Origin of the sequence: Streptomyces sp. NPDC102441 (assembly GCF_044765585.1) — a bacterium.
Taxonomy (GTDB): Bacteria; Actinomycetota; Actinomycetes; order Streptomycetales; family Streptomycetaceae; genus Streptomyces.
Genome location: NZ_JBIWKH010000012.1, coordinates 135,302 through 159,225 on the forward strand (window position 1 = coordinate 135,302; position 23,924 = coordinate 159,225).

The following is a 23,924-nucleotide window of genomic DNA, read 5'->3' on the forward strand; positions in this document are numbered from 1 at the left end:
GGCGTGAGTGACGGGCGATGGCGTGAGGCGGGGGGAACCCTCCTGCGCGTGATCTCGGTGTGGGCCGTCTCCACACTCACCATGCTGGCGCTGGCGGGCATCCTGCCCGACTTCCAGCTCCAGGCCGACGACGGCGACACCGTCACGAGGACCGCCTTCACCGCGGCCTGGGGCGCGGGTGCGTTCGCACTCCTGTCCGCCCTGGTGTGGCCCGTGCTCGTCAGAGCGCTTCTCATCGTGCCCGCCTTGGTGCTGGGCGCCCTGGTCTTCTTCCTCAACGGCTCGCTGCTGCTGATCGCCCTGTGGCTCATCCCCGACGGGCGGGGGGACGCCGACCCGGAGACCGCCGTCGTCGTGGCGGCCGTCATGTCGGCCGTCGCGTCCGCGACCTCCACGGCCCTCGCGGTCCGTGACGACGACGCCTACCGGCGCAGACTCTCCCGCCTGGCCGACCGGCGCCGCAGACGCAGCGGTACGCGCATGGCGGACGGAGGCCGCGGCGTCCCGCCCGGGATCGTGTTCGTACAGCTCGACGGTGTGGGCCACGACGTACTCGAGCAGGCGGCGGCCGACGGCCTCATGCCGACCGTGGCCGGCCTGCTCTCCGACGAGGCGGGCCACCGGCTCACCCCGTGGACCACGGACTGGTCCAGCCAGACCGGCGCCAGCCAGCTCGGCATCCTGCACGGCAGCAACTTCGATGTGCCCGCCTTCCGCTGGTTCGAGAAGGAGACCGGCACCGTCATGGTCTCCAGCAGGCCCGCCAGCGCCCTCGAACTCCAGCGCAGGGCCATCGCCCGGACCCATGACGGCGGACTGCTGACCGTCGACGGTGCGAGCCGGGGCAACCTCTTCAGCGGAGGCGCGGACCAGCTCGCCCTGGTCCTGTCGATGGCAGCCAGGCTCGGCAAGGGACGCCGCTCGCGCGCCGGGTACTTCGCCTACTTCTCCGACCCGGCCAACGCGGTCCGTACAGCCCTGTCCTTCGTCGCCGAGGTGGGCCGTGAGATCGGGCAGTCCGTCCGGGCGCGGGTGCGGAAGGAGTCACCCCGGGTCAAGCGCGGCGGGCTGTACCCCTTCATCAGGGCCTTCGCGACCGTCGTGGAACGCGACGTGGTGGTCGCCGCGGTGATCGGCGACATGTTCGCGGGCCGCACCGCGGTCTACGCCGACCTGGTCGCCTACGACGAGGTGGCCCACCACTCCGGGCCGTTCAGCAGGGACGCGGAGAAGGTCCTGACACGGCTTGACCGCTCGCTGGGGCTCATCCTGAAGATCGCGGACCACACCCCGCGCGGCTACCGCGTCGTGCTGCTGTCCGACCACGGCCAGAGCCCGGGGGAGACCTTCGCGGGGCGGTACGGCCTCACACTCAAGGACCTAGTACGGGCCGCCTGCGGGCTGCCCGTGCCCCGCCGGGCGCAGCGCACCCGCAGCGCCTCGGAGGCCCGCGACGCCGTGCGCATCGCACTGCACAGACCCGTCGCCGGGGAGCAGGAGGCGGAGCACCCCGCCAAGCCGTCCGACCCGGTGGTGCTCGCCTCGGGAAATCTCGGGCTGCTCTCGTTCCCCGACATAGAGGGGCGGGCCACCCGCGAGCAGCTCGACCGGCGCTACCCCGCACTCCTCGGCACGCTCGCCGCCCATCCCGGGATCGGCTTCCTGCTCGTGCGGAGCCGGAAGCACGGGTCGGTGGTGCTCGGACCGGGCGGCGCGGAGGTCCCGGTGGCCGAGCTGACGGACGGGGAAGGGCCGATGGCCGTCTTCGGTCCCGGCGCCGCGGACGCGGTGCGGCGGACCGACGGCTTCCCGCATGTCGCGGATGTGATGGTCAACTCGATGTACGACCCCGCGACCGGTCGCGTACACGCCTTCGAGGAGCAGATCGGCTCGCACGGCGGGCTCGGCGGCGAACAGTCGCGGCCGTTCCTGCTGTGGCCGCGGACGCTGACGGATCCGCTGGACGCCGTGGCGGCGGAGGCCCCCCGCGGGGCGTCTCCGGCCGGTCCGGTGGGCATCCCGGCCGCCGGCCCGGTGGGGGCGGAGGCGGTGCACCGGGTGCTGGCACGCTGGCTGCGGGAGCTGTCCGGGCCCCAGGTGCCGCTGCGGCAGGAGGGCTTCACCGGGGCGGTGCGGTTGGACGAACCGTTCCCGGGCGGACCGGTCGCATCGGATGTCCCTGTCCGCGCCGATGTCCCGGACCCCGGCGACGCCGTACCGGGCGCACGTGGGTGAGGTGCCCCGCGTGTCAGGCTGACTCGCGCCGCACCAGTGCCGGATGGAAGACCACGGACGGTGCGGGACCGTCGGCCGGTGTGGCGATCTGCTTCAGAAGGAGCCGGGCCATCTCGGCGGCCATCTCCTCAACCGGCTGACGCACGGTCGTAAGCGGCGGATCGCACGCCACCGCCGCGTTGCTGTCGTCGAAACCCACCACCGCCACGTCGCCCGGCACATCCTTGCCGGCCCGCAGCAGCACGGGGAGGGCGCCCAGCGCCATCAGGTCGGAAGCGATGAACACCGCGTCCAGATCCGGCCGTTCACGCAGCAGCTGCCGCATCGCCGAGGCCCCGCCCGACTGGGTGAAGTCCCCCTCGGCGGTCACCACGTCCCCGATGCCGTGCTGCTCCAGCGCGTCCACGAAGCCGGTCAGACGCACCTGCCCCGCGGGCATGTCCTGCGGGCCCGCGACCGTCCCGATGCGCCGCCGGCCCAGGGCCGCCAGGTGGTCGGCCGCCATCTGGGCCCCCGCCCGCTGGTCCGCCTCGACGTAGGTGAGCGGGGTGGGCCGCCGGGGCCGGCCCGCCAGCACGGCGGGCAGCCGGGTGTCGTGGAGCAGTCCGGGCAGCGGGTCGTCGGCGTGCGAGGAGATCAGCACCACTCCGTCGACATGCCCCTGGCGCAGGTACGACAGCAGCTGATCGCGGGAGGCCTCGTCGTCGGAGAGCATCAGCACCATCTGGATCCCGGCGGGGCGCAGTACGTCCATCAGCCCGCCGACCACACGTCCGAAGTGCGGGTCGGAGAACATCCGGCCGATGAACGGCTCGGAGACCGGGCGCCGTTCACGCTCGGACACCACCAGGGCTATCGAGTCGGTCCGCCGGGTCACCAGCGAACGCGCCGCACGGTTGGGGACGTAGCCCGTGGTGGCCACGGCCTCCTCCACGACCCGCCGCAGTGCCGGGTCCACTGTGGTGGCTCCGTTGATCACACGGGACACGGTCGCCCGGGAGACGCCCGCCACCGCGGCCACGTCCTCCAGGGTGGCGGGGCGTACGGGCGGCGATACGTCGGCAGTCATGCAGTCTTTATACCGGGTGATCCGATGGGCACGCGAAGGGTTCCGGCACGTCAGCGGCCTTGCCCGCGCACAACGCCGCCATGTCGGCCAGCTGTTCCCCGCGCGCGGTGACGAGGGCCCGCGCCCGCGCGGTGGCCTCCGCCCGGCTTCCCGCCTTCGTCTCGGAGAGCGAGACCTGCTCCGACTGGGGTTCCTTCGGCCAGGTGTCCCGCCGAGGTGAGAGAGCGCTCTCTCGACAACGGGTCGTCACGGTGGCCGGAGGGCGTTGTCAGTGGTGGGCGGCAGGATGGTGGTCATGACGACGAACTCAGCTGCTGTGCTCGCCGACACCGCCGCCTACGCGGCCGCGGTGGAAGAGGCCAAGCGTGCCGCCGCCGCGTATTACGACGCTGGTGAGAGCACGCTCGACGACGACGCGTACGACCGGCTCGTGCGCGCGATCGCGGCTTACGAGGAGGAGCACCCGCAGGAGGTGCTGGACGCCTCGCCGACCGGGAAGGTCGCGGGCGGGGCAGCCTCGGGGGACGTGCCGCACACCGTCCCCATGCTCTCGCTGGACAACGTGTTCTCCGCCGAGCAGTTCGTCACCTGGACGGCATCCGTGGAGCGCCGGATAGGCAGACCCGTCGCCGCGTGGAGTGTGGAGCCCAAGCTCGACGGCCTGGCGGTCGCCGCGCGCTATCGGGAGGGCCGACTCGACCAGTTGATCACCCGTGGTGACGGCGCGGCGGGAGAGGACGTCTCGCACGCGATCGGTACGGTGCTCGGCCTGCCCGGGCGGCTGGCCACTCCCGCCACCCTGGAGGTGCGCGGCGAGATCCTCATGACCGACGAGCAGTTCGAGCAGGCGAACGCGGTCCGCACGGAGCACGGCGCCGCTCCCTTCGCCAATCCGCGCAACGGGGCGGCGGGCACCCTGCGGGCCAAGGACCGCCCGTACACCGTGGAGATGACCTTCTTCGCGTACGGCGCGCTCGCGCTCCCCGAGTCCGGCGAGCTGACAGCCACTCTGGCCGGCCTCCCGCACAGCGAGGTCCTGGAGTACGTCGCGGGACTCGGTGTGCACACGGCTGCTGACACCGCCGTCGCCCCGCTCACCGTCACCACGGTCGATGAGGTGCAGGCCGGGGTCGAGGACATCGCCGCCCTGCGCGCCTCGCTGCCGTTCGGGATCGACGGCATCGTGATCAAGGCGGATCTGGCGGCCGACCAGCGCGACGCGGGATCGGGGACGCGCGCACCGCGCTGGGCCATCGCCTACAAGCTCCCGGCCGTGGAGAAGGTCACCCGGCTCCTGGGCGTCGAGTGGAATGTCGGCCGGACCGGCATCATCGCGCCCCGCGCCGTGCTGGAGCCCGTCGAGATCGACGGATCCACCGTCAGCTACGCCACCCTGCACAATCCGGCCGACATCACGCGCCGCGATCTGCGCGTCGGCGACCATGTCATGGTCTACAAGGCGGGCGACATCATCCCCCGTATCGAGGCGCCGGTCGCGCATCTGCGGACGGGGGAGGAGCAGCCGGTCGCGTTCCCCGAGGTCTGTCCCCAGTGCGGGTCGGAGATCGACATGAGCGAGCAGCGCTGGCGCTGCGTCCGGGGCCGCGACTGCCGCCTGGTCGCCTCCGTGTCGTACGCCGCCGGCCGTGATCAGCTCGACATCGAAGGGCTCGGTGCCACCCGGGTCGTCCAGCTCGTCGACGCGGGCCTCGTCCAGGACTTCGCCGACCTCTTCACGCTGGAGCGGGAGCAGCTGCTCTCCCTGGAGCGGATGGGGGAGACCTCCACCGACAATCTGCTGGCGGCCATCGAGACGGCCAGGGCCCGGCCGTTGTCCCGAGTCTTCTGCGCTCTCGGCGTACGCGGCACGGGCCGCTCCATGTCCCGTAGGATCGCCCGCTACTTCGCCTCGATGGACCGGATCGTCGCCGCGGACGCGGAGTCGTTGCAGCGGGTCGACGGAATCGGCAAGGAGAAGGCGGCGGCGGTCGTCGCGGAGCTGGAGGAGCTGGCGCCGCTGATCGGCAAGCTGATGGCTTCGCATGTCAACATGACGGAGCCCGGTGCGACTCCGCCGCCGGAGCCGGGGACCGAGCCGGAGGACGGCGCCGAGGGCCAGGACCCGGCCGGCCTTCCGCTCGCCGGTATGACGGTCGTGGTCACCGGAGCCATGACCGGGGCCCTGGAGGAGCTCTCGCGCAATCAGATGAACGAGCTGATCGAGCGGGCCGGCGGGAAGTCCTCCTCCAGCGTCTCCAAGCGCACGAGCCTGCTCGTCGCCGGAGAGAAGGCCGGTTCCAAGCGGGCCAAAGCCGAGGACCTGGGCGTCCGGATAGCCGCGCCCGAGGAATTCGCGGAGCTGGTCGAGAGCTACCTGGCCTTGGAGGGGTGAAAGGCACACGCCGGGCCACGCCTTGGAATTGTCAAGGGAGTGGCGTTTCCAGTCCCTGTATTGCATAGTGAGGGCTCGACCATGCCTAGCTATCAGCGGTCGGCGAGTACGGCGGCTGTGGCGGCAGACCTGAGGGTGAGGGCCTATGCGTTCTTCGCGTGACGGACGGCGGCGCGGCCGGCCGGTCCTCCGGCAGCGGGAGGCGCGTGCGGGCCGGGCGCACCGTCCCGGTCCCGTCAGAGGGCTGGCCATCGACCTCGGAAGCTCCGGGACCCGCGCCTGGGTCCCGGAGCGGGGCCTCGTCGCAGGCGGGCCGGCGGGGTGGGAAGGCCGCTCCGGCCGTCCCGTCCGGCGGGGACGCATCGTCGACGCGGAGTCCTGCGCCGGAATGCTGGGCCGTCTCGCCGACACCGCGCTGGGCGACCACCGGCACGACAGCGTGATCGTGCTCAGCCACCCCGTCCTGGCCGGACCGGAACACCGCACCCTGGCGGGTGAACTCCTCGCCGCTCTGGGCGCGTCCGGTGTCGTGGTCCTCAACAGCGCCAGCGCGGCGGCCGCGTGCGCCGGACCGTCGGGCGGCGGGCCGGTCCTGGTCGTCGACATGGGTGCCGAGTTGACCGAAGTCGCCCTGCTCGTGGACGGGAAGGTCGTCGACGCCCGCCAGGCCGATGCGGGACTCAGCGATCTCGAACCCCTGTCACTCCCTGCCGACCTCGTGGGGAGCGTCCTCGATATGATCACGTCCATGTGGCGTGATGACCAGCACGGCTCGGTGCGCGGAGCGTTGCGCCGTGGGCCCGTGCTCACCGGCGGCGGAGCGCTCCGCCGCGACGTCACCGGCCTGATCGCGGGCCGCCTCGGTGTGCCGGTGCGCATCGCCCCCGACCCTTCGACCGCTGTCGTACGGGGCGCCGCGCTGATCCTGGACTCGGTCCTCGGTACCGCCGGTGCAGGCGTGGTGTCCCTCCGCCCGGTCCGGCTGAGGTGACCCCGCTCCCGGGGGCACCCCGGGGGAACGCGCCCCCGAGGGGGCCGCACGGCACACGACCGCACGGCACACGACCGGACGTCGCACGACCGGACCACGCACCGCCGCACGAGGAGCGGCACCTGCTTGCCTCGCTGCTCCTCGCCGTCCTGGCTCTCCTCGGCGGCGCGCCCGCGGCAGCCGGAGCGGCGCTTCCCGTGTCTGGCCCGGGTGCCGCGCAGACAGTCACCGACCCCGCGCACGCAGGCGACCCCGCGCACGCAGGCGACCCCGCGCACGCAGGCGACCCCGCGCACGCAGACGTACCCGCGCGCGCTGCCCACCCCGCGCTCGACGCCGGCTCAGCCGCGTACATCGCCGACCCCGTTGCGCACGTCTCCGGGCCGTGGCCGGGGCCGCGTGCGGGGGTGGGCCGCCCACACGCCCCGCACCACGTTCCGCCGCCAGGCCATGGCGCCCTCGCACCGCGCCCCCAGGGCCTTCCGCTGCCCAGGCGTGCCGCGTCGGGGGCGGTGGGCGCCTGCCCCTCCGTCGTCGTACGGGACCGGACGGAGCTTCCCGGTGTGCGGGGTCCTCCAGGGGCGGCGGCCGGTCAGCCGGCCCTTCGCCGGTCCCGTTCCACAGACCCGTCGCCCCGCCCACCCCTCTGAGGCCAGGGCGGACGACGCCCACTCAAGGGGATTCCCATGACTCGCGCCACCACGGTGCGAGCGGTTCTGGCTGCCGCCGTTCTGCTCGTCTCCGTGTTCATCACGCTGACCATGTCACCCAGACTCGGCCTCGACCTCCAGGGCGGGACCCGGATGGTGCTGCAGGCCAAGGACTCCGGCACCGCGAAGGCGGACCGGGAGAGCACCGACCGCACCCTGGAGGTACTGCGGCAGCGCATCGACTCCCTCGGCGTCGCCGAACCGGTCCTGACCCGCTCCGGCGAGGACCGCATCATCGTCGAACTGCCCGACGTCCAGGACCCGCGCCAGGCCGCCGAGGTCATCGGCAGGACCGCCCAGTTGAGCTTCCACGCCGTCCAGGGGCCCGGGACCGAGGCGGAGAAGGACGGGCCGACCGGGCCGGCCGGGGACGGACCGACACTCCCCGACGAACAGGGCGGACTCCTGGACCTCGGTCCGGCGCAGCTCTCGGGCGCCGGCGTCAAGGACGCCACCGCGAGCTTCGACGCCCAGCAGGGCACGGGCTGGAGCGTCTCGCTCGACTTCCACAAGGACGCGGGCAGGCAGTGGACCGATCTGACGGGGGATGTCGCGTGCAGCCCGGCCCAGGACGAACGGCGCCGCGTCGCGATCGTCCTCGACGAGAAGGTCATCTCCTCGCCGCAGGTCGACCCCTCGGTCGGCTGCAAGGTCGGACTGCCCTCCGGGTCCACTCAGATCACCGGCTCGTTCAGCGCCGACGAGGCGCGCGACCTCGCCCTGCTCATCAAGGGCGGCGCGCTCCCCGTCCCCGTGGAGATCGTCGAGCAGCGGACCGTCGGCCCCACACTCGGGGCGGCCGCCATCGACGCCAGTGCCCGGGCGGCCCTCATCGGCGCCGCGGCCACGGCACTCTTCATCACCTTCGTGTACCGGCTGTTCGGCGCGCTCGCCGCGCTCGCCCTCGCCGCCTACGGAGTGATCTCGTACGCGGCCCTCGTCGTCCTCGGTGTCACTCTGACCCTGCCGGGGCTCGCCGGTTTCGTCCTCGCCGTCGGCATGGCGGTCGATGCCAACGTCCTTGTCTTCGAACGGGCCCGCGAGGAGTACGCGGACCGGCGGAGCGGTTCGCTGCGCTCCGCGCTGAGCGCCGGATTCCGTAACGCCTGGAGCGCCGTCGCCGACTCCAACGTCACCACACTGATCGCCGCCGGCCTCCTCTTCTTCCTCGGCTCGGGGCCGGTGAAGGGTTTCGGGGTCACGCTCGCCATCGGTGTCCTGGTCTCGATGTTCTCCGCGCTCGTCATCGCCCGCGCGCTGACCGAGATCGCGTCTGGGTCCCGGTTCGTCGCCGACTACCGGGGCCTCAACGGGATCGCGCGGCCCGGCCGCGTCCGTACCTGGCTGAACGAACGCGACCCCCAGCTGTTCCGGTCGCCGCGCCGCTGGCTGATGACGTCGACGGCGCTCGTCCTCGTCGCGGTGAGCGGCATCCTCGTGCGCGGCGTCGACCTGGGGGTCGAGTTCACCGGCGGGCGGCTCGTGGAGTACTCCACCAGCCGGCCCGTGGACGTCGAGACCGCCCGCGACACGATCGCCGCCGCGGGCTTCACCGACGCAGAGGTCACCACCGCGGGCGAGCACGACCTCTCCGTACGCACCGGGAAGCTGGACAACGACGGGGAACACACCCTGCGGGCCGCACTGGCCGAGGAGGGCGGGGAGACCACCAAGGTGCGCGACGAGCTGATCGGCCCCAGCCTCGGGGACGAACTGCGGCGCAACGCCCTGATCGCCCTGGGCGTGGCCGTGCTGGTGCAACTCGCCTACCTCGCGGCCAGGTTCCGCTGGACGTTCGCCGTGGCCTCGGTCGGGGCGCTGGTCCACGACGTCATCGTCCTGGTCGGCGCCTTCGCCTGGCTCGGACGCCCCGTCGACGGGATCTTCCTCGCCGCCCTGCTCACGGTCATCGGCTACTCCGTCAACGACTCCGTGGTGGTGTTCGACCGGGTACGAGAGCTGTGGGCCAAGAACCGGCGCGCGCCGGTCGCCGATGTCGCCAACCGCGCCGTCCTGCAGACCGTCCCGCGCACCGTCAACACGGGGATGGGCGCCCTGTTCATCCTGGTCGCGCTCGCGGTGCTGGGCGGCGACTCGCTGGCGGACTTCGCGCTCGCCCTTCTCATCGGCATCTGTGTGGGGACGTACTCCTCGGTGATGACCGCCGTACCAGGAGCGCTCCTCCTGGAGAGGAGCAGCAAGGCCCCGCCGCCTGCCCAAAGCGGGCCGAGGGCGAAGAAGGCGCATCGCGATCCGGCCGACAACGGTGCACGCGTGTAGGGGCCCGCAGCAACACCTCCTGGCCCCGCCCGCTCACCACCTCCTGAGAGGGCGGGGCGGGGCCAGGTCCGCCGTGTCATGTGCGGCGGTCGTCGCACGGAGACCGTAACGTCACGGGCACCCTGGATCCGATGATCCGTACCGACTCCGCGAAGGAGCCCCGTATGCCCACCGAACCGCTCTCCGCAGACGACATCGAGGCCGGCCTGCGCGAGTTGCCCGGCTGGCAGCTGGAAGGGGACCGGATCACCCGTAGCTACCGGTTGCCCTCCCACTTCGCCGCCGCCGGGCTGACCGTCCACGTCGCCCAGATCCAGGAGGAGCTCAACCACCACTCGGACCTGACGCTGGGTTACAACACGGTGGCGCTCGCCGTGCACACCCATGACGCCGGTGGCGCCGTCACGCGCAAGGACCTCGCGCTGGCCGCCCGGGTGGCGGCGGTCGCCGCCGGACACGGCGCGACGTAGGGGCCGGCCCGCCCGGATCGGGCCGTGCCTCACGGGGCAGGGCCGAAGCGGGGATGTGCGGCGAGCCAGCGCGCGTAACTGTCGCTGCGCCGCACCGCCTCCGCGTACGCCGCGCGGGTGTGCCCGCTCACCGCGGCGGCCGCCGCGTTCGCCGCGGGGGACCGCGGATGCCGGCCCAGCAGATGACGCCAGCTCAGCGGCGAACCCGCGAGGGGCCGGGTCACCAGGCCAGGGGCCGGTGGGAACGTGGCCCGGCACAGGCCGATCGCCCGGCCCACCTGGACCAGATGGACGACGGAGGCCGTGTCCGTCTCGTACACCGACGCGGGGGTGAAGCCGGCCCGCGCGCACGCGGCGGTGAAGCAGTCGGCGAAGCACCCGTCGCCGGGCACATCGGCCCAGCACTCGTCCGCCAGCGCCGAGAGCTCGAGCTCCTGCCGGTCCGCCAGCGGGTGGCTCTCGGGCAGCATCACGAACACGGGGTCGACCCCGATCACCTGCCAGACCAGCCGGTCCGCCATCGGCGGCGGGCTCTCCCCGCAGGCGCCGATCAGGGCGAAGTCCAGCCTGCCGTCGATCAGCAGCGAGGCGATCTCCGCCACCGACCACGAGGTGTACGTGGACACCGGCGCCGCCGGATGCGCGGCGGCCAGCCGGTCGACCAGACCGCCGAGCAGCGGTCCGTGCGTGCCGCCGAGCCGAAAACGCTCCACGGTGGCCCAGGCGTTGGCGAAGCGCACCGCCTCCTCCTGGAGCCCGCTGACCGCGGGAAGCACCACCCGGGCCCGCTCCAGCACCAGCTCGCCGAGCAGGGTGGGCCGCGCACCCGTGTGGTCCCGTTCGAAGAGCGATCCGCCGAGCGCCTTCTCGATCCGCCGCAACTGGGCGCTGAGCGCGGGCTGCGCGAGCCCGAGAGCTGCCGCGGCCTTGGTGAGGCTGCCGGTGTCGGCTATGGCCCGTACGGTGCGCAGATGACGTAACTCCAGCTCCATGCGCGCACGTTATGGCCGCCGGCACCCACCGGCAATACATGGAGCGTGCTCCAGGGCCGTATTCATGAGCGATCGGCCTGACGACGCGCCGGTCCGCTACCCGTTCCGGCTCGCGGAGGGCCGGAGCGCGTCCACGACCAGGTCGAGGAGGGGAGCGGTCTTCTCCGGTGAGTCGGTGGCCGCCGTGGAGAGGAAAACCCCGAGAAGCATCATCGTGACGTCGTCCGGTGTGACGTCCGCGCGCAGCGAACCGTCCCGCGACCCGCCGGCCAGGATGATCCCGATGGCCGCCGTGATCCTCTCCCGCGTCGTGGGCGTGGCGATGCTGCCCGACGCCCAGCCCGCGCGCAGCGTGGCGGACATGCCGCGCTTGACCTCGAAGAACGCCGCGTACCTGTCCATCCAGGCGCGGAGTGCAGCTTCGGGCGGGAGCTCGGCGAGCAGTGCGGGCGCGCTGGAGACGACCTCGTCCAGCTCCGCGGAGTAGAGGGCCTCCACGAGCGCTTCCCGGGTCGGGAAGTGGCGGTAGAGGGTGCCGATGCCGACCCCGGCCTCGCGGGCGATCGCGTCGAGGGGAACCGTTTCGGTCGTCGAGCTGAACGCGGCACGGGCGACGGAGAGGATCCTGTCGCGGTTCCGCCGCGCGTCGGCGCGCACCGGCCGGCCGGGCGCCGCGGCGCTGGGGCCCGTGGCAGGGGAATCGGGCTCTGACAAAGCGGAGGACCTCCGTTTAGTGCTAGCTTGGGTTAAGCGGAGTTACTCCGCTTAACCCATCGTCTCACGAGAACGGGACCGTCATGGCCTCTCCCACCCGATCTCTCCAGCACACGGCCTCCGGCGCGCAGCGCGCCGGAGGGCCCGGGCAGCTCGCGGGCCGCACCGTCTCCCGCGTCGGCTTCGGCGCGATGCAGCTCGAACGCCTGGCGGGTGACCGCAAGGCCGCCGTGGCGCTCCTGCGCCGCGGCGTCGAGCTGGGAATCGACCACATCGACACCGCCCAGTTCTACGGCCACGGATTCGTCAACGACGTCATCCGCGAAGCCGTCCGCCCCGAGGACGACGTCATGGTGGTCAGCAAGGTCGGGGCCGATCCCGACCCCGACGGCCCCTTCCCCATGCGCCTCGCGCAGCGTCCCGAACAGCTGCGCGCCAGTGTGGAGGACAATCTGGCCGGCCTCGGCCTCGAAAGGATCCCTCTCGTCAATCTGCGCCGCGCGGACTCCGGCCCCGGACTGCGGGCCGATGCCGACCAGTCCGTCGACCTCGACGACCAGCTCGCCGTGATGACCGCACTGCGTGACGAAGGCAAGATCGGTGCGATCGGCCTCAGCAGCGTGACGCTCGACGGACTGCGCAGGGCCCTTCCCGCCGGGATCGTTTGTGTGCAGAACGCGTACAGCCTTCTCACGCGCGGCGACGAGGACATGCTCCGGCTCTGCCTCGCAGAGAACATCGCCTGGGTGCCGTACTTCCCGCTCGGCAGCGCCTTCGCCGGCATGCCGAAGGTGTCCGAGGAGCCCGCCGTGGCCACTGCCGCCCGTGAACTGGCGGTCACCCCCGCACAGGTCGGCCTCGCCTGGCTGCTCCACCACGCCCCGAACCTGCTGCTGATCCCCGGCACGGCCGACCCCGGTCACCTGAAGGCGAACGTCGACGCGGGGGCGGTCACGCTCGATGAGGCGACGGTCGCGGCGCTCGACGCCGTCCCGCCCCGCTCGGGCGACCTCACGTTCGACTGAGAGAAGAGCCCGCGGTCCCCCTGGGTGGGGCCCGGAGGGCACCTCCCGTACGGGGCCGGCGTTCACACCGCCGGCCCCCTGCCCGATTCGCCGCCGTCACGTGCCACCGCTGTGCTGCCCCGCTCGATCAGCCTGGGGAGGGGAACCCGCACGGTGCGGGCCGTGCCGCCGTCGAGCAGTACGGTCAGCTCCCGTGCGGCGAGGCGGCCGAACGCGACCGGGTCCCGGGACAGCGCCGTGAGCCACGGCGCGGTCAGCCGGCAGAGCGCGGAGTCCTCCCACGAAACGACCGATACGTCGTCCGGGACCACGAGACCGAGACTCGTGGTGACCGCTGAACCGGCGGCGGCCATCACGTCGTTGTCGTAGATCAGGGCCGTCGGCGGGACCGGCTGCTCCAGCACCTTCCTGGTGACGGCCGCCCCCTCGATGTCGGAGTAGTCCGTGGTCACCGAGTGCGCCTCGGCCAGGCCGCGCCGGTCGGCCTCGATCCGCAGGGACTCGATTCGGCGGTCGGTGTGGGCGAGAGTGGGAAGACCGGCGATGTGCACGATGCGCCGGTGCCCCAGCTCGTGCAGCCGTCCGACGACCGCCGCCATGGCGCCCGCGTCGTCCGCGCGGATCTGCGAGAGCCCCGGGTGCGGGCCCGTGTCGCCGTCGGGCAGTGTGCCGATCACGACGGCGTGCAGGCCCAGTTCGTCCAGCAGGTCCGCACGCGGATCGTCCGTACGCGGGTCGACCATCAGCACGCCGTCGACCCGGTGCTCGGCCCACCAGCGCCTGTAGGTGGCGCACTCGGCCGCCACGTCCTCCACCACCTGGAAGAGCAGGCCGAGTTGGCGCTCGGCGAGCACCTCCTGGATGCCGGAGATCAGCTGCAGGAAGAACGAGTCCACGCCCAGGTTGGCCGCCGGGCGCGCCACGACCAGCCCGACGGTCGCGGACCCCTCGCCGGACAGTGCCCGCGCGGCGGTGCTGGGCCGCCAGCCCAGCTGTTCGGCGACGCGCCGGATCCGGTCGCGGGTGATGTCCGAGACGCCCGGGCGGTCGTTGAGCGCGAACGAGACGGCGCTCTCCGAGACCCCCGCGCGCTGCGCGATGTCCTTCATGGTCGGCCGGCGTGCCGGTGTGCGTCTGGCCGGTGAGATGTCCTCGGCCGACGGCCCCTTCGGTGTCACCCGGTGCCTCTTTCCCGTTTCCCGCGTTCCCCGTGGTCCCCAAGTGAGGCCGACGCGCTCGTCCGGCCCCGGGGCAGTGTAAGCCTTCCGCGCCGCCGGGTCGAGAGAAGTCATTGCACGACTAATGCGCTTGAGTTTACAGGGTCTAATGCGCTTTAGTCAGGACGGCGACCGTGGTCGCCAGACGCCTCTGACCTGGGTATATGCCGAAATGTTGATGCAGATCTCGATGAATGTATTGACTTTCCTCCGGGTGCCTTGCAGTCTCAGCCGAGCGAAGGCGGCCGACGAGTTCACCACTCGCTTCCCTTCGCATGCCTGGTCCGAGCAAAGGAGCCGTTCACCGTGCGCATCTCCCGCAGAGCAGTCGCCGCTGCCGTCGTGCTCGCCACCGTCCTGCCGTTGAGCGCCTGCGGGGGCGGCTCCGGAGAGGGCTCCACCGACGCGTCGGGCAAGGTCGAAGGGAAGATCACCTTCCAGACCTGGAACCTGCAGGCGAACTTCAAGGACTACTTCAACGGTGTGATCGCCGACTTCGAGAAGAAGTACCCCGGCACCGAGGTGAAGTGGGTCGACCGTCCCGGTGAGGGATACGCGGACAAGATCAGCGCCGACGCGGCCGGCGGCACCCTTCCGGACGTCGTGAACGTCTCGCCCGACCTGGTGGCGCCGTTGGCCGAGGCGGGAATCGCTCTCGACCTCGACAAGGCGGCGCCGAAGTACCGCGAGGAGTACCTGCCGGAGGCCTGGGCGAGCCATCAGGTCCCGGGAGCCGAGGGCACGTTCGCCTTCCCCTGGTACCTCAACACCGGCCCGATGTTCTACAACAAGAGGCTGCTGGAGAAGGCCGGACTCGACCCGGCCAAGCCCCCGGCCACCTACGACGAGGTCTTCGACGCCGGGCTGAAGCTCGCCGGGGCGAGCGACGGGAAGGTCGCGGCCCTCGCGAACGTGCCCACCATCGAGGACTTCGGCCGTTACGGCGGCGGACTGATGAACGACGACGGCACCGGCTTCGCCTTCAACGACGCCAAGGGGATCGAACTCCTCACGAAATACAAGAAGTTGTACGACGCCAAGGCGCTCGACCCGCAGGCGCTGACCGCGACGCCCGAGTCCTCGGGGCACAAGTTCCTCACCGAGTCCGTGGCCATGAACCCGGGCAGCGCGCTCGACCTGGCCAACTTCAAGAAGCAGGCCCCGGGGCTCTACAAGAACATCGGCATCACCGACCAGGTCAGCAACACCGGCAAGGCCAACATGTACGTCATGGGCCTCATGGTGAACTCGCAGACGCAGCAGAAGCCCGCCTCCGTGGCCTTCGCCCACTACGTCACCGACGCCACCCGGCAGATGCAGTTCGCGAAGAAGGTCGCCATCTTCCCGAGCACCGCCGGGTCCCTCGACGACCCCTACTTCACCGAGGAGGACGGCACGGACGAGACCCGCGTCCGGGTCGCCGCCGCCAAGTCCCTGAAGACGGCGGTCAACTACACGCCGGTTCTGTTCAGCGAACAGATGAAGACCGAACTCCGCAACCAGATCGCCAGGGCGCTCCAGGGGAAGCAGAGCCCCAAGGAAGCTCTTGACAACGCTGTCAAAGCCTGTGACCGGCTCCTGCAGCAGAGCTGAGACCCGATGAAGACCCCTGTCACCCCCTCAACCGCCGCGCCGGCCAAGGCCGACGGCCTCCCCGGGCCCCGTACCGGCACGGCGGCGAGCGAGACCGCCGTCCCGGGCGGCGGTCGGCCGGCCCGACGGATCAGCCGCCATCTCCCGCTCAGCCCCTGGCTGTTCGCGGCCCCCGGGCTGCTGGTCGTCGGCGCCTTCAGCCTGTACCCGTTCTTCAGCACCCTGGTCAACGCCTTCACCGACCGCCGGACGCTGATCCCCGGCACGTTCGTCGGCCTGGACAACTTCCGGGAGCTGCTGCACGACGAGATGTTCTGGATCGGACTCCGCAACAGCGCGCTCTATGTCCTCGTCGTCGTCCCCGCGCTCGTGATCCTCCCCTTGCTGCTCGCGATGCTCGTCCAACGGCACATCCCCGGCATCACCTTCTTCCGCTCCGCCTTCTACACCCCTGTCGTGGCTTCCATCGTGGTCGTCGGTCTCATCTGGGTGTGGATGCTCGACGACAGAGGGCTGATCAACTCGCTGCTGGAGGCGGTCGGCATCGGGAAGGTCGGCTTCCTCAGCGACCAGTGGCTGCTGTTGCTGAGCGCGATGACGGTCACGGTCTGGAAGGGCCTCGGCTACTACATGATCATTTATCTGGCCGCCCTGGCCAACGTGCCACGGGAACTGCACGAGGCCGCTTCCGTGGACGGCGCCGGAGCGGTACGCCGCTTCTTCACCGTCACCGTTCCCGCCGTCCGCTCGACCATGGTGCTGGTCGCGGCCCTGGCCTCGGTCTCCGCCTTCAAGGTCTTCTCCGAGGTCTATCTGATGGCCGGTCCCTCCGGCGGCCCGGCCGGTGAGGACACCACCCTGGTGATGCTGGTCCAGCGGGTCGGCACCGGACTGACCGGACGCGTCGGGTACGCCTCCGCCATCTCGGTCGTCATCTTCGTCGTCACCGTCGGACTGATGCTTCTGGTGCTCCGCGCCGACCGCAAGGAGGACGTGTGAGCATCCTGAAGACCACCGATGCCGAGGGCCGCCGCATTCCGGCCTGGCAACTCGTCCTGCGGTACCTGCTGCTGCTCCTCGTGCTGGCCCTGACCGTCGGGCCGTTCCTCTGGCAGCTCTCGACGTCGCTCAAGGGCCCCGGAGAGGACATCTTCAGCTCCCCGCCGAAGTTCTTCCCCAGCGACCCGACCCTGGACAACTACACCCGGGTCGCCGACACCATCCCGGTCTGGGAGTACGCGTTCAACTCCCTCAAGGTCGCCTCCGCCAACGTGGTCACCAACTGTGTGGGTGCCGCGCTGGCCGGCTACGCGCTGGCCAGGCTGCGCTACCGGGGACGCAGGGCCGCGACCCTGGCCTTCATCCTCGCCATGCTGGTCCCGGTGGAGGGCATCATCATCGCCCAGTTCACCACGATGCGTGATCTCGGCCTCAACAACACCCTGCTCGGAGTGCTCCTGCCGGGATCCATCGGAGCGATGAACGTCCTGCTCATGCGCAACGCCTTCCTGAACCTCCCGCAGGAGGTGGAGGAAGCCGCGTTCGTCGACGGCGCCAACGTCTGGCAGCGCTTCCTGCGGATCGCGCTGCCCTCGGTCAAGGGCACCCTCGCCGTCGTCGCGATCTTCGCCTTCATGGGCGCCTGGGACGACTTCCTGTGGCCGCTGATCGTGCTCAGCGATCCGGAGAACTTCACCCTGACCATCGGGCTGAACTACCTGCACGGCACCTTCGCCAACGACGAACGGCTCGTCGCGGCCGGCACGATCATCGCCGTGGCCCCGCTCATCGCGCTCTTCGCCTGTCTGCAGCGCTTCTTCTTCCGTGGAGTCGGCGAAGGCGCCGTCAAGGGCTGACCGTCCGCCACCCCCACCACAGAACCAGGATCACCCCCTTCATGAGCTCCGCCGCGCCGCGCTTCGGCGCCAACTACACGCCCAGCCAGGGCTGGTTCCACCACTGGCTGGACTTCGACCTCGACGCCGTGCGCGCCGACCTGGACTCGATAGCCGGTCTCGGCCTCGACCACATCCGCGTCTTCCCGCTCTGGCCGCTCTTCCAGCCCAACCGCACGCTGATCCGTCCGCGCGCCGTCGAGCAGCTCGTCGAGCTGGCCGACGCGGCGGCCGAACGCGGCCTCGACGTCAACGTGGACGGGCTTCAGGGACACCTGTCGAGCTTCGACTTCCTGCCCGCCTGGACGCGGACCTGGCACCGCCGCAACCTGTTCACCGATCCGGACGTCGTGGCCGGCCAGGCCGCCTACCTGCGTACCCTCGCCGCCGCCCTCGCCGACCGGCCCAACTTCATCGGCATGACCCTGGGCAACGAGATCAACCAGTTCTCCGGAAGCCCGCACCCCGACCCCGACCGCATCACCCCCGAACAGGCCGGCGACTGGTTGCGGACCCTGATCGACGCGTGCGAGGAGGGAGCCCCCGGGAAGCTCCATCTGCACGCGGAGTACGACGCGTCCTGGTACCAGGACGACCACGCCTTCACCCCGGCGCACGCGGCCCGGATCGGCGCGGTCACCGCCGTCCACTCCTGGGTCTTCAACGGAACCGCCCAGCGTCACGGACGTGACGGCACGGCCACCGAGCACCACGCGGCGTACCTGATCGAACTCTCCAAGGCGTGGGCACAGGACCCGCGCCGCCCGGTGTGGCTCCAGGAGGTGGGCGCCCCCGCGCCCCTGATCCCCGCCGGCCACGCCGCGTCGTTCACGGAGGCGACGGTCGCCAACGCCCTGGACTGCGAGGACGTGTGGGGCGTGACCTGGTGGTGCTCCCACGACGTCTCACGCTCACTGGCCGACTTCCCCGAACTGGAATACGGTCTTGGGCTGCTGACCAACGACGGGAAGGTCAAGCCCGCCGGCCAGTCCATGGCCCGGATCGTCGGGGAACAGCGCGCCGCCGCCCACCGCCCGGCGCCCCGGACCACCGCGCTCGTCGTCGACACCGGGGACGACGACACGGCGCCCCGCCGCTCGGTGTGCGCGCCCGGCGGTGCGGTCTTCGAGGCGTTCGCCCGGCTCACCGCGGACGGCGCCCGCCCCACCACGGTCCTCGCGAGCCACGCAGAGGACGGGAAGCATCTCGCCGGCCGCGGTATCACCGAGGTCGTCACGCCCGGCCAGGTCCTGTGACCCGCTGACCTGCCCCCCCACAGCACCGGAATCGCACCTCGCCCGATACGGAGCAGACCATGACCCAGCCTCAGCCGCACCCCGCCGCCCCCACCCGGCTGAGCGGCACCGTCCACGCCCTGGGAATACGGCTCACCGGTGCGGGCGCGGTGCGGTGGAGGCTCGGTGCGCTGGCCGTACGCGATACCGTCGGAAAGCCGCACGCGCCGACCGCACCGCGCATCACCGACGCAGCCGCCGACGGCTCGGAGCTGCGCCTGCGCTGGAACCGGGCACCCGGCCCGGTACGCCACTACGAGGTACACCAAATCCTCCCCGACGGCACCAGGCGCTTCCTCGGAGGCACCTGTGGCACCGCCTTCTTCCTGTCCGGTGTCCGCAGGGAGGCCGACGAGAGGTCCGCGCGCTTCCAGGTCAGGGCCGTGGACGAGCTCTACGGCGTGTCCGACGCCGCCGTCACCGCACACCGCTGGTAATCCGCCCCCACCCGCACCCACATCACAACGGAGTCACCCTCATGCACGACGACCGCAGCCTGGTGGAAGCCCGTCTGAAGCGTGTCCTGGACGAGCGCATCCGACCCGCCGTATATCCGGAGTCCGTACCGCTGGACGTCGCCGTCTGGAACGCCCCCGGCGAGCCCGTCCCGGTCGACGAGGGCCTGGCCGGCCCCGTCGGGCCCATCGCGGTCGGCGACCGGTGGGGAGCCCCGTGGAGCACCTGCTGGTTCCGCGTCTCAGGGACCGTCCCCGAGCACTGGGCGGGCCGGACCGTCGAGGCACTCCTCGACCTGGGCTTCGACGAGAACATGCCGGGCTTCCAGTGCGAGGGTCTGGTCTACCGGCCCGACGGCACCCCGGTGAAGGGCCTCAATCCGCGTAACCAGTGGGTGCGCGTAGGGGCTCCCGCCGAAGGCGGCGAAGAGGTCATGCTGCACATCGAGGCCGCGTCCAACCCCGTCATCCTCGACTACCACCCCTTCCTGCCGACCCGGCTCGGTGACAAGGAGACCGCCGGAAGCGAACTCCAGTACACCCTCGCCCGGATGGACCTCGCCGTCTTCGACGAGCATGTGTGGAACCTCGTCCAGGACCTGGAGGTGCTGGGGGAGCTGATGGCGGAGCTGCCCGTCGAGGGAGCGCGCCGCTGGGACATCCTGCGTGCGATCGGCCGGGCGCTCGACGCGGTCGATCTCCAGGACGTCAACGGCACGGCGGAAGCCGCCCGCGCGGAGCTGGCCGGGGTGCTCGCCGCGCCCGCACAGCCGTCCGCCCACCGCATCAGCGCGGTCGGGCACGCCCACATCGACTCCGCCTGGCTGTGGCCGCTGCGCGAGACGGTCCGCAAGGTCGCGCGGACCACGTCCAACATGACGGCCCTGCTGGAGGACGAGCCGGACTTCGTCTTCGCGATGTCCCAGGCACAGCAGTTCGCCTGGATCAAGGAACACCGTCCCGAGGTGTACGCCAAGGTCAAGAAGGCCGTGGCGGAAGGCAGGTTCGTGCCGTCCGGCGGCATGTGGGTCGAGTCCGACACCAACATGCCCGGCTCCGAGGCGATGGCCCGTCAGTTCGTGCACGGCAAGCGCTTCTTCCTCGACGAGTTCGGCATCGAGAACGACGAGGCCTGGCTGCCGGACACGTTCGGCTTCGCCGCCGGACTGCCGCAGATCATCAAGGCCGCCGGTTCCAAGTGGCTGCTCACCCAGAAGATCTCGTGGAGCCAGACCAACAAGTTCCCGCACCACACCTTCCGCTGGGAGGGCATCGACGGCACGCGGATCTTCACCCACTTCCCGCCCGTCGACACGTACAACTGCTCCATGAAGGGCAGCGAGATCGCCCACGCGGCGGACAACTTCAAGGACAAGGGGGTCGCCCGCCACTCGCTCGCGCCGACCGGCTGGGGCGACGGCGGCGGCGGTACGACCCGCGAGATGATCGCGAAGGCCGGCCGGATGCGCAGCCTGGAGGGCTCGGCCACCGTCGAGTGGGAGAAGCCCGCCGACTTCTTCACCAAGGCCGAGGCCGAATACCCGGACGCGCCGGTGTGGGTCGGCGAGCTGTACCTGGAGCTCCACCGCGCCACTCTCACCAGCCAGGCGAAGACCAAGCAGGGCAACCGCCGGAGCGAGCACCTGCTGCGGGAAGCCGAGCTGTGGGCCGCGACCGCCGCCGTGCGCGTCGAGTTCGCCTACCCGTACGAGCAGTTGGACCGGATCTGGAAGACGGTTCTGCTCCACCAGTTCCACGACATCCTGCCGGGGTCGTCGATCGCCTGGGTGCACCGTGAGGCCGAGAGGACCTATGCGGCGGTGGCCGAGGAACTGAACGGCATCGTGGGCGCCGCACAGCGCGCCCTGGCCGGCGCCCCCTCCGGAGGGCATGAGCTCGTCTTCAACTCCGCCCCGCATGCCCGTGCCGGGGTCCCGGCGGGGGCGGCCGGTACCGCACACGCCGGCAGCGAGGGGCAGCTGGTCGCACGCGAGGGCGGCGGCTTCGTGCTCGACAACGGGCTCCTCCAGGTGGAGATCGACGCGAGGGGCCTGGTCGTCTCGGCGTACGACATCGGCGCCGAGCGCGAGACCGTCGCACCGGGCCAGGCGGCCAACCTCCTCCAGATCCACCCCGACTTCCCGAACATGTGGGACGCCTGGGACGTCGACGCGTTCTACCGGAACACCGTCACCGACCTGACCGGCGTCGACGAGCTCACCCCCGTCGAGGACGAAGGCGCGGTCGGCGTCCGGATCGTACGGAGCTTCGGTGATTCGAAGGTCACCCAGCTGCTGACCCTCACCTCCGGCGCCAAGCGCCTCGACATCGACACCGAGGTCGACTGGCACGAGACGGAGAAGTTCCTCAAGGCCTCGTTCCCGCTGGACGTGCACGCCGAGCGCTACGCCTCGGAGACCCAGTTCGGGCACTTCTACCGGGCCACGCACACCAACACCAGCTGGGAGGCCGCCAAGTTCGAGGCGTGCAACCACCGGTTCGTCCATCTTGAGGAGCCGGGCTGGGGTGTGGCGCTCGTCAACGACTCCACGTACGGGCACGATGTGACCCGCACGGTCCGCGAGTCCGACTCCGGTACGACCACCACCGTGCGCCTGTCGCTCCTGCGCGCCCCCCGGTTCCCCGACCCGGAGACCGACCAGGGCGTGCACCGCTTCCGGCACGCCCTCGCGCCGGGCGCGGCGATCGGCGACGCGGTCCGTGAGGGCTTCCGCATCAACCTGCCCGAGCGCCGTGTCACCGGTGAGCGGGAGGTCGCACCGCTGGTGACCGTCGACGACGACGCTGTCGTCGTCAGCGCGGTCAAGCTGGCCGACGACGCGAGCGGTGACCTCGTCGTCCGGCTCTACGAGTCCACCGGCGGCCGGGCCAGGGTCCGAGTGGGCACCGGCTTCGAGGCCGCCGGCGTCGCGGTGACCGACCTGCTGGAGCGGCCGCTGGACGACGTGACGGCCCCGGAACTCACCGAGGAGGGGCTGAGCCTGTCACTGCGCCCCTTCGAGCTGGTCACACTGCGGCTGGTCCGCCGCTGACGCGGCGCGTGGGGGGCCGGGCGGTGTCGGGCCCCCCACGCCGTCCGAGCCCGACGTGGGAGCACCGGGGCAGGATCAGGCGTCCTTCCCGGCCGCGGCACGGCGCTGCCTCTTGCCGAGGGGCGCCTGGGAGAGGTCCTCGGCGCTGCTCCTGAGGTTCTTGTAGCCGTAGCCGCGTTCGTCCAGCCACGTCCTCGCCCCGTTCTCAGCGCGTTCGGTCGCCTCCAGGATGTGCTCTTCCTCGTCACCCGCGTCCTGGAAGCGGAAGGTGAAGGCCGAGCGTGCGGCCAGGTCGTAGCTGAGGTGCCCCTCGGGGGTGAAGGCCGCACGCAGGACGTCATGCTCCGCAGCACGGGCCAGCAGCTCGGCCCGCTGAGCGGTGCTGAGCCCGTCGAAGACGCCGCGGACCGTGATACGGAAGGTTCGAGTGCTCATCCGGTGACCTTAACCAGCACGGTCGGCGCACTTCCACCGTGTTTCCCGCGCACCCTTGCCCGGCCGGCCGGCCGCACGCACGCACCGGCGGCCCTACCGCTCGCCCGCCGCGCGGACACACACCGGCGCCCCCACCGCGCGTACAGCGGTGGGGGCCGCCGGGGGACATGCGGGCGTCAGGCGCCGGCGTTCATCTCGGCGGGGTGGGACCCGGTGCGCTTGCCCTCGTCGAGCGCGGTGAACGCGGCCAGGTCGTCGGCGTCCAGCTCGAAGTCGAACACGTCGATGTTCTCCGCGATCCGCGACGGCGTCACGGACTTGGGGATCACCACATGGCCGGTCTGCAGGTGCCAGCGGAGCACCGCCTGTGCGGGGCTCCGGCCGTGCTTGTGCGCGACGGCGACCACCGTCGGGACCTCCAGGAGCCCCTTGCCCGAGCCCAGCGGCGACCAGGCCTCGGTGACGATGCCGTGCGCGGCGTGGGCGGCACGGGACTCGGCCTGCTGGAGCTGCGGGTGCAGCTCGATCTGGTTGACCGCGGGGACGACGGACGTCTCGCCCAGCAGGCGCTCCAGATGCTCCGGGAGGAAGTTGGAGACGCCGATCGCCTTCGCGCGGCCGTCGGCGAGGATCCGCTCGAAGGCCTTGTACGTGTCGACGTAGGCGTCCTTGGCCGGCACCGGCCAGTGGATGAGATAGAGGTCGACGTAATCCAGGCCCAGCTTGTCCAGCGACACGTCGAACGCACGCAGCGTCGAGTCGAAGCCCTGCTCGGCGTTCCACAGCTTGGTGGTGACGAACAGCTCCTCACGGGGCACACCCGCGCCGGCGAGGGCCTTCCCGGTGCCCGCCTCGTTCCCGTAGACCGCGGCGGTGTCGATGCTCCGGTACCCGGCCTCCAGTGCCGTGGTCACGGCCGTCGTGGCCTCGTCGTCAGGCACCTGCCAGACACCGAAGCCGAGCTGCGGCATCTCGAGGCCGTTGTTGAGGGTGATGGTGGGGACCTGGCTCACGAGCAGTCGATCCTTACGTTGTGGGTGGGTACTCCCAGAGGGAACGATCGGAAAAGCCTGAGCATTCCCCGTCGCCCTGATCCGGCGAAC

18 protein-coding genes are annotated in these 23,924 nt (G+C 71.3%); 12 read left to right on the forward strand and 6 right to left on the reverse strand.

All coding sequences use genetic code 11. The features are described 5' to 3' along the window. The first annotated feature begins 3 nt into the window (after nt 1-3). Nucleotides 4-2,235, forward strand: a complete 2,232-nt coding sequence (locus ACIREO_RS25895; protein WP_404114294.1) for a phage holin family protein — start codon at nt 4-6, stop codon at nt 2,233-2,235. A gap of 13 nt (nt 2,236-2,248) precedes the next feature. On the opposite strand, the gene ACIREO_RS25900 is transcribed toward ACIREO_RS25895, so the two are convergent. Then, nucleotides 2,249-3,304 carry a LacI family DNA-binding transcriptional regulator gene (locus ACIREO_RS25900; protein WP_404114296.1) on the reverse strand — a complete coding sequence of 352 codons (1,056 nt, stop codon included), beginning with the start codon at nt 3,302-3,304 and terminating at the stop codon, nt 2,249-2,251. A gap of 295 nt (nt 3,305-3,599) precedes the next feature. Here ACIREO_RS25900 and ligA point away from each other — a divergent pair, with 295 nt between their 5' ends. The 4 genes from ligA (at nt 3,600) to ACIREO_RS25920 (ending at nt 10,147) form a co-directional block, all read left to right on the forward strand. Beyond that, nucleotides 3,600-5,696: an NAD-dependent DNA ligase LigA gene (ligA, locus tag ACIREO_RS25905; RefSeq protein WP_404114298.1), complete on the forward strand. Its 2,097-nt coding sequence runs from the start codon at nt 3,600-3,602 to the stop codon at nt 5,694-5,696. Between the two features lie 145 nt (nt 5,697-5,841). Then, the gene (locus ACIREO_RS25910) at nt 5,842-6,687 is read left to right on the forward strand and encodes a rod shape-determining protein (RefSeq protein ID WP_404114300.1); all 846 of its coding nucleotides are present in this window, start codon (nt 5,842-5,844) and stop codon (nt 6,685-6,687) included. A gap of 686 nt (nt 6,688-7,373) precedes the next feature. Then, nucleotides 7,374-9,677, forward strand: a complete 2,304-nt coding sequence (gene secD, locus ACIREO_RS25915) for a protein translocase subunit SecD (RefSeq protein WP_404114302.1) — start codon at nt 7,374-7,376, stop codon at nt 9,675-9,677. A gap of 164 nt (nt 9,678-9,841) precedes the next feature. Further along, on the forward strand, nt 9,842-10,147 hold the full coding sequence (locus ACIREO_RS25920; RefSeq protein ID WP_404114563.1) for a 4a-hydroxytetrahydrobiopterin dehydratase: 306 nt from the start codon (nt 9,842-9,844) through the stop codon (nt 10,145-10,147). A gap of 29 nt (nt 10,148-10,176) precedes the next feature. On the opposite strand, the gene ACIREO_RS25925 is transcribed toward ACIREO_RS25920, so the two are convergent. Together ACIREO_RS25925 and ACIREO_RS25930 are read right to left on the reverse strand one after the other, a co-directional pair. Further along, on the reverse strand, nt 10,177-11,139 hold the full coding sequence (locus ACIREO_RS25925; RefSeq protein WP_404114304.1) for a LysR substrate-binding domain-containing protein: 963 nt from the start codon (nt 11,137-11,139) through the stop codon (nt 10,177-10,179). Between the two features lie 96 nt (nt 11,140-11,235). Further along, the gene (locus ACIREO_RS25930; protein WP_404114306.1) at nt 11,236-11,853 is read right to left on the reverse strand and encodes a TetR/AcrR family transcriptional regulator; all 618 of its coding nucleotides are present in this window, start codon (nt 11,851-11,853) and stop codon (nt 11,236-11,238) included. A gap of 83 nt (nt 11,854-11,936) precedes the next feature. On the opposite strand from ACIREO_RS25930, the gene ACIREO_RS25935 reads away from it, so the two are divergent. After that, nucleotides 11,937-12,878, forward strand: a complete 942-nt coding sequence (locus ACIREO_RS25935) for an aldo/keto reductase (protein ID WP_404114308.1) — start codon at nt 11,937-11,939, stop codon at nt 12,876-12,878. 62 nt (nt 12,879-12,940) lie between these two features. Here the strand turns inward: ACIREO_RS25935 and ACIREO_RS25940 are convergent, their stop codons facing one another. Beyond that, entirely contained in the window at nt 12,941-13,987 is a 1,047-nt protein-coding gene (locus tag ACIREO_RS25940) for a LacI family DNA-binding transcriptional regulator (protein ID WP_404114565.1), read from the reverse strand. A 414-nt stretch (nt 13,988-14,401) separates the two neighbouring features. Here ACIREO_RS25940 and ACIREO_RS25945 point away from each other — a divergent pair, with 414 nt between their 5' ends. The 6 genes from ACIREO_RS25945 to ACIREO_RS25970 are packed head-to-tail and all read left to right on the forward strand — an operon-like array spanning nt 14,402 to nt 22,386. After that, the gene (locus ACIREO_RS25945; protein WP_404114310.1) at nt 14,402-15,688 is read left to right on the forward strand and encodes an ABC transporter substrate-binding protein; all 1,287 of its coding nucleotides are present in this window, start codon (nt 14,402-14,404) and stop codon (nt 15,686-15,688) included. Nucleotides 15,689-15,694: 6 nt separating this feature from the next. Next, nucleotides 15,695-16,687: a carbohydrate ABC transporter permease gene (locus tag ACIREO_RS25950; RefSeq protein ID WP_404114312.1), complete on the forward strand. Its 993-nt coding sequence runs from the start codon at nt 15,695-15,697 to the stop codon at nt 16,685-16,687. Continuing rightward, nucleotides 16,684-17,544: a carbohydrate ABC transporter permease gene (locus ACIREO_RS25955; RefSeq protein ID WP_404114314.1), complete on the forward strand. Its 861-nt coding sequence runs from the start codon at nt 16,684-16,686 to the stop codon at nt 17,542-17,544. The genes ACIREO_RS25950 and ACIREO_RS25955 overlap by 4 nt, the downstream gene beginning before the upstream one ends. Before the next feature lie 41 nt (nt 17,545-17,585). Further along, nucleotides 17,586-18,839 carry a glycosyl hydrolase gene (locus ACIREO_RS25960; RefSeq protein WP_404114316.1) on the forward strand — a complete coding sequence of 418 codons (1,254 nt, stop codon included), beginning with the start codon at nt 17,586-17,588 and terminating at the stop codon, nt 18,837-18,839. Nucleotides 18,840-18,898: 59 nt separating this feature from the next. After that, the gene (locus ACIREO_RS25965; RefSeq protein WP_404114318.1) at nt 18,899-19,315 is read left to right on the forward strand and encodes a hypothetical protein; all 417 of its coding nucleotides are present in this window, start codon (nt 18,899-18,901) and stop codon (nt 19,313-19,315) included. 41 nt (nt 19,316-19,356) lie between these two features. Beyond that, a complete protein-coding gene (locus tag ACIREO_RS25970; RefSeq protein WP_404114320.1) occupies nt 19,357-22,386 on the forward strand; it encodes an alpha-mannosidase in 3,030 nt (1,009 codons plus the stop codon). A gap of 75 nt (nt 22,387-22,461) precedes the next feature. Here the strand turns inward: ACIREO_RS25970 and ACIREO_RS25975 are convergent, their stop codons facing one another. Further along, nucleotides 22,462-22,821 carry a DUF6204 family protein gene (locus tag ACIREO_RS25975; RefSeq protein ID WP_404114322.1) on the reverse strand — a complete coding sequence of 120 codons (360 nt, stop codon included), beginning with the start codon at nt 22,819-22,821 and terminating at the stop codon, nt 22,462-22,464. Between the two features lie 176 nt (nt 22,822-22,997). Beyond that, nucleotides 22,998-23,834 (reverse strand): aldo/keto reductase, encoded by an 837-nt coding sequence (locus ACIREO_RS25980; protein ID WP_404114323.1) that lies wholly within the window; start codon nt 23,832-23,834, stop codon nt 22,998-23,000. Nucleotides 23,835-23,924: the final 90 nt, after the last annotated feature.

Bases quoted from the DNA above. Each gene is read 5' to 3' on its own strand.
- ligA (WP_404114298.1), top strand. From the start codon at position 3,600: ATGACGACGAACTCAGCTGCTGTGCTCGCCGACACCGCCGCCTACGCG.
- ACIREO_RS25920 (WP_404114563.1), top strand. From the start codon at position 9,842: ATGCCCACCGAACCGCTCTCCGCAGACGACATCGAGGCCGGCCTGCGC.
- secD (WP_404114302.1), top strand. From the start codon at position 7,374: ATGACTCGCGCCACCACGGTGCGAGCGGTTCTGGCTGCCGCCGTTCTG.
- ACIREO_RS25965 (WP_404114318.1), top strand. From the start codon at position 18,899: ATGACCCAGCCTCAGCCGCACCCCGCCGCCCCCACCCGGCTGAGCGGC.
- ACIREO_RS25960 (WP_404114316.1), top strand. From the start codon at position 17,586: ATGAGCTCCGCCGCGCCGCGCTTCGGCGCCAACTACACGCCCAGCCAG.
- ACIREO_RS25910 (WP_404114300.1), top strand. From the start codon at position 5,842: ATGCGTTCTTCGCGTGACGGACGGCGGCGCGGCCGGCCGGTCCTCCGG.
- ACIREO_RS25970 (WP_404114320.1), top strand. From the start codon at position 19,357: ATGCACGACGACCGCAGCCTGGTGGAAGCCCGTCTGAAGCGTGTCCTG.
- ACIREO_RS25925 (WP_404114304.1), bottom strand. From the start codon at position 11,139: ATGGAGCTGGAGTTACGTCATCTGCGCACCGTACGGGCCATAGCCGAC.
- ACIREO_RS25900 (WP_404114296.1), bottom strand. From the start codon at position 3,304: ATGACTGCCGACGTATCGCCGCCCGTACGCCCCGCCACCCTGGAGGAC.
- ACIREO_RS25975 (WP_404114322.1), bottom strand. From the start codon at position 22,821: ATGAGCACTCGAACCTTCCGTATCACGGTCCGCGGCGTCTTCGACGGG.
- ACIREO_RS25940 (WP_404114565.1), bottom strand. From the start codon at position 13,987: ATGAAGGACATCGCGCAGCGCGCGGGGGTCTCGGAGAGCGCCGTCTCG.
- ACIREO_RS25950 (WP_404114312.1), top strand. From the start codon at position 15,695: ATGAAGACCCCTGTCACCCCCTCAACCGCCGCGCCGGCCAAGGCCGAC.
- ACIREO_RS25935 (WP_404114308.1), top strand. From the start codon at position 11,937: ATGGCCTCTCCCACCCGATCTCTCCAGCACACGGCCTCCGGCGCGCAG.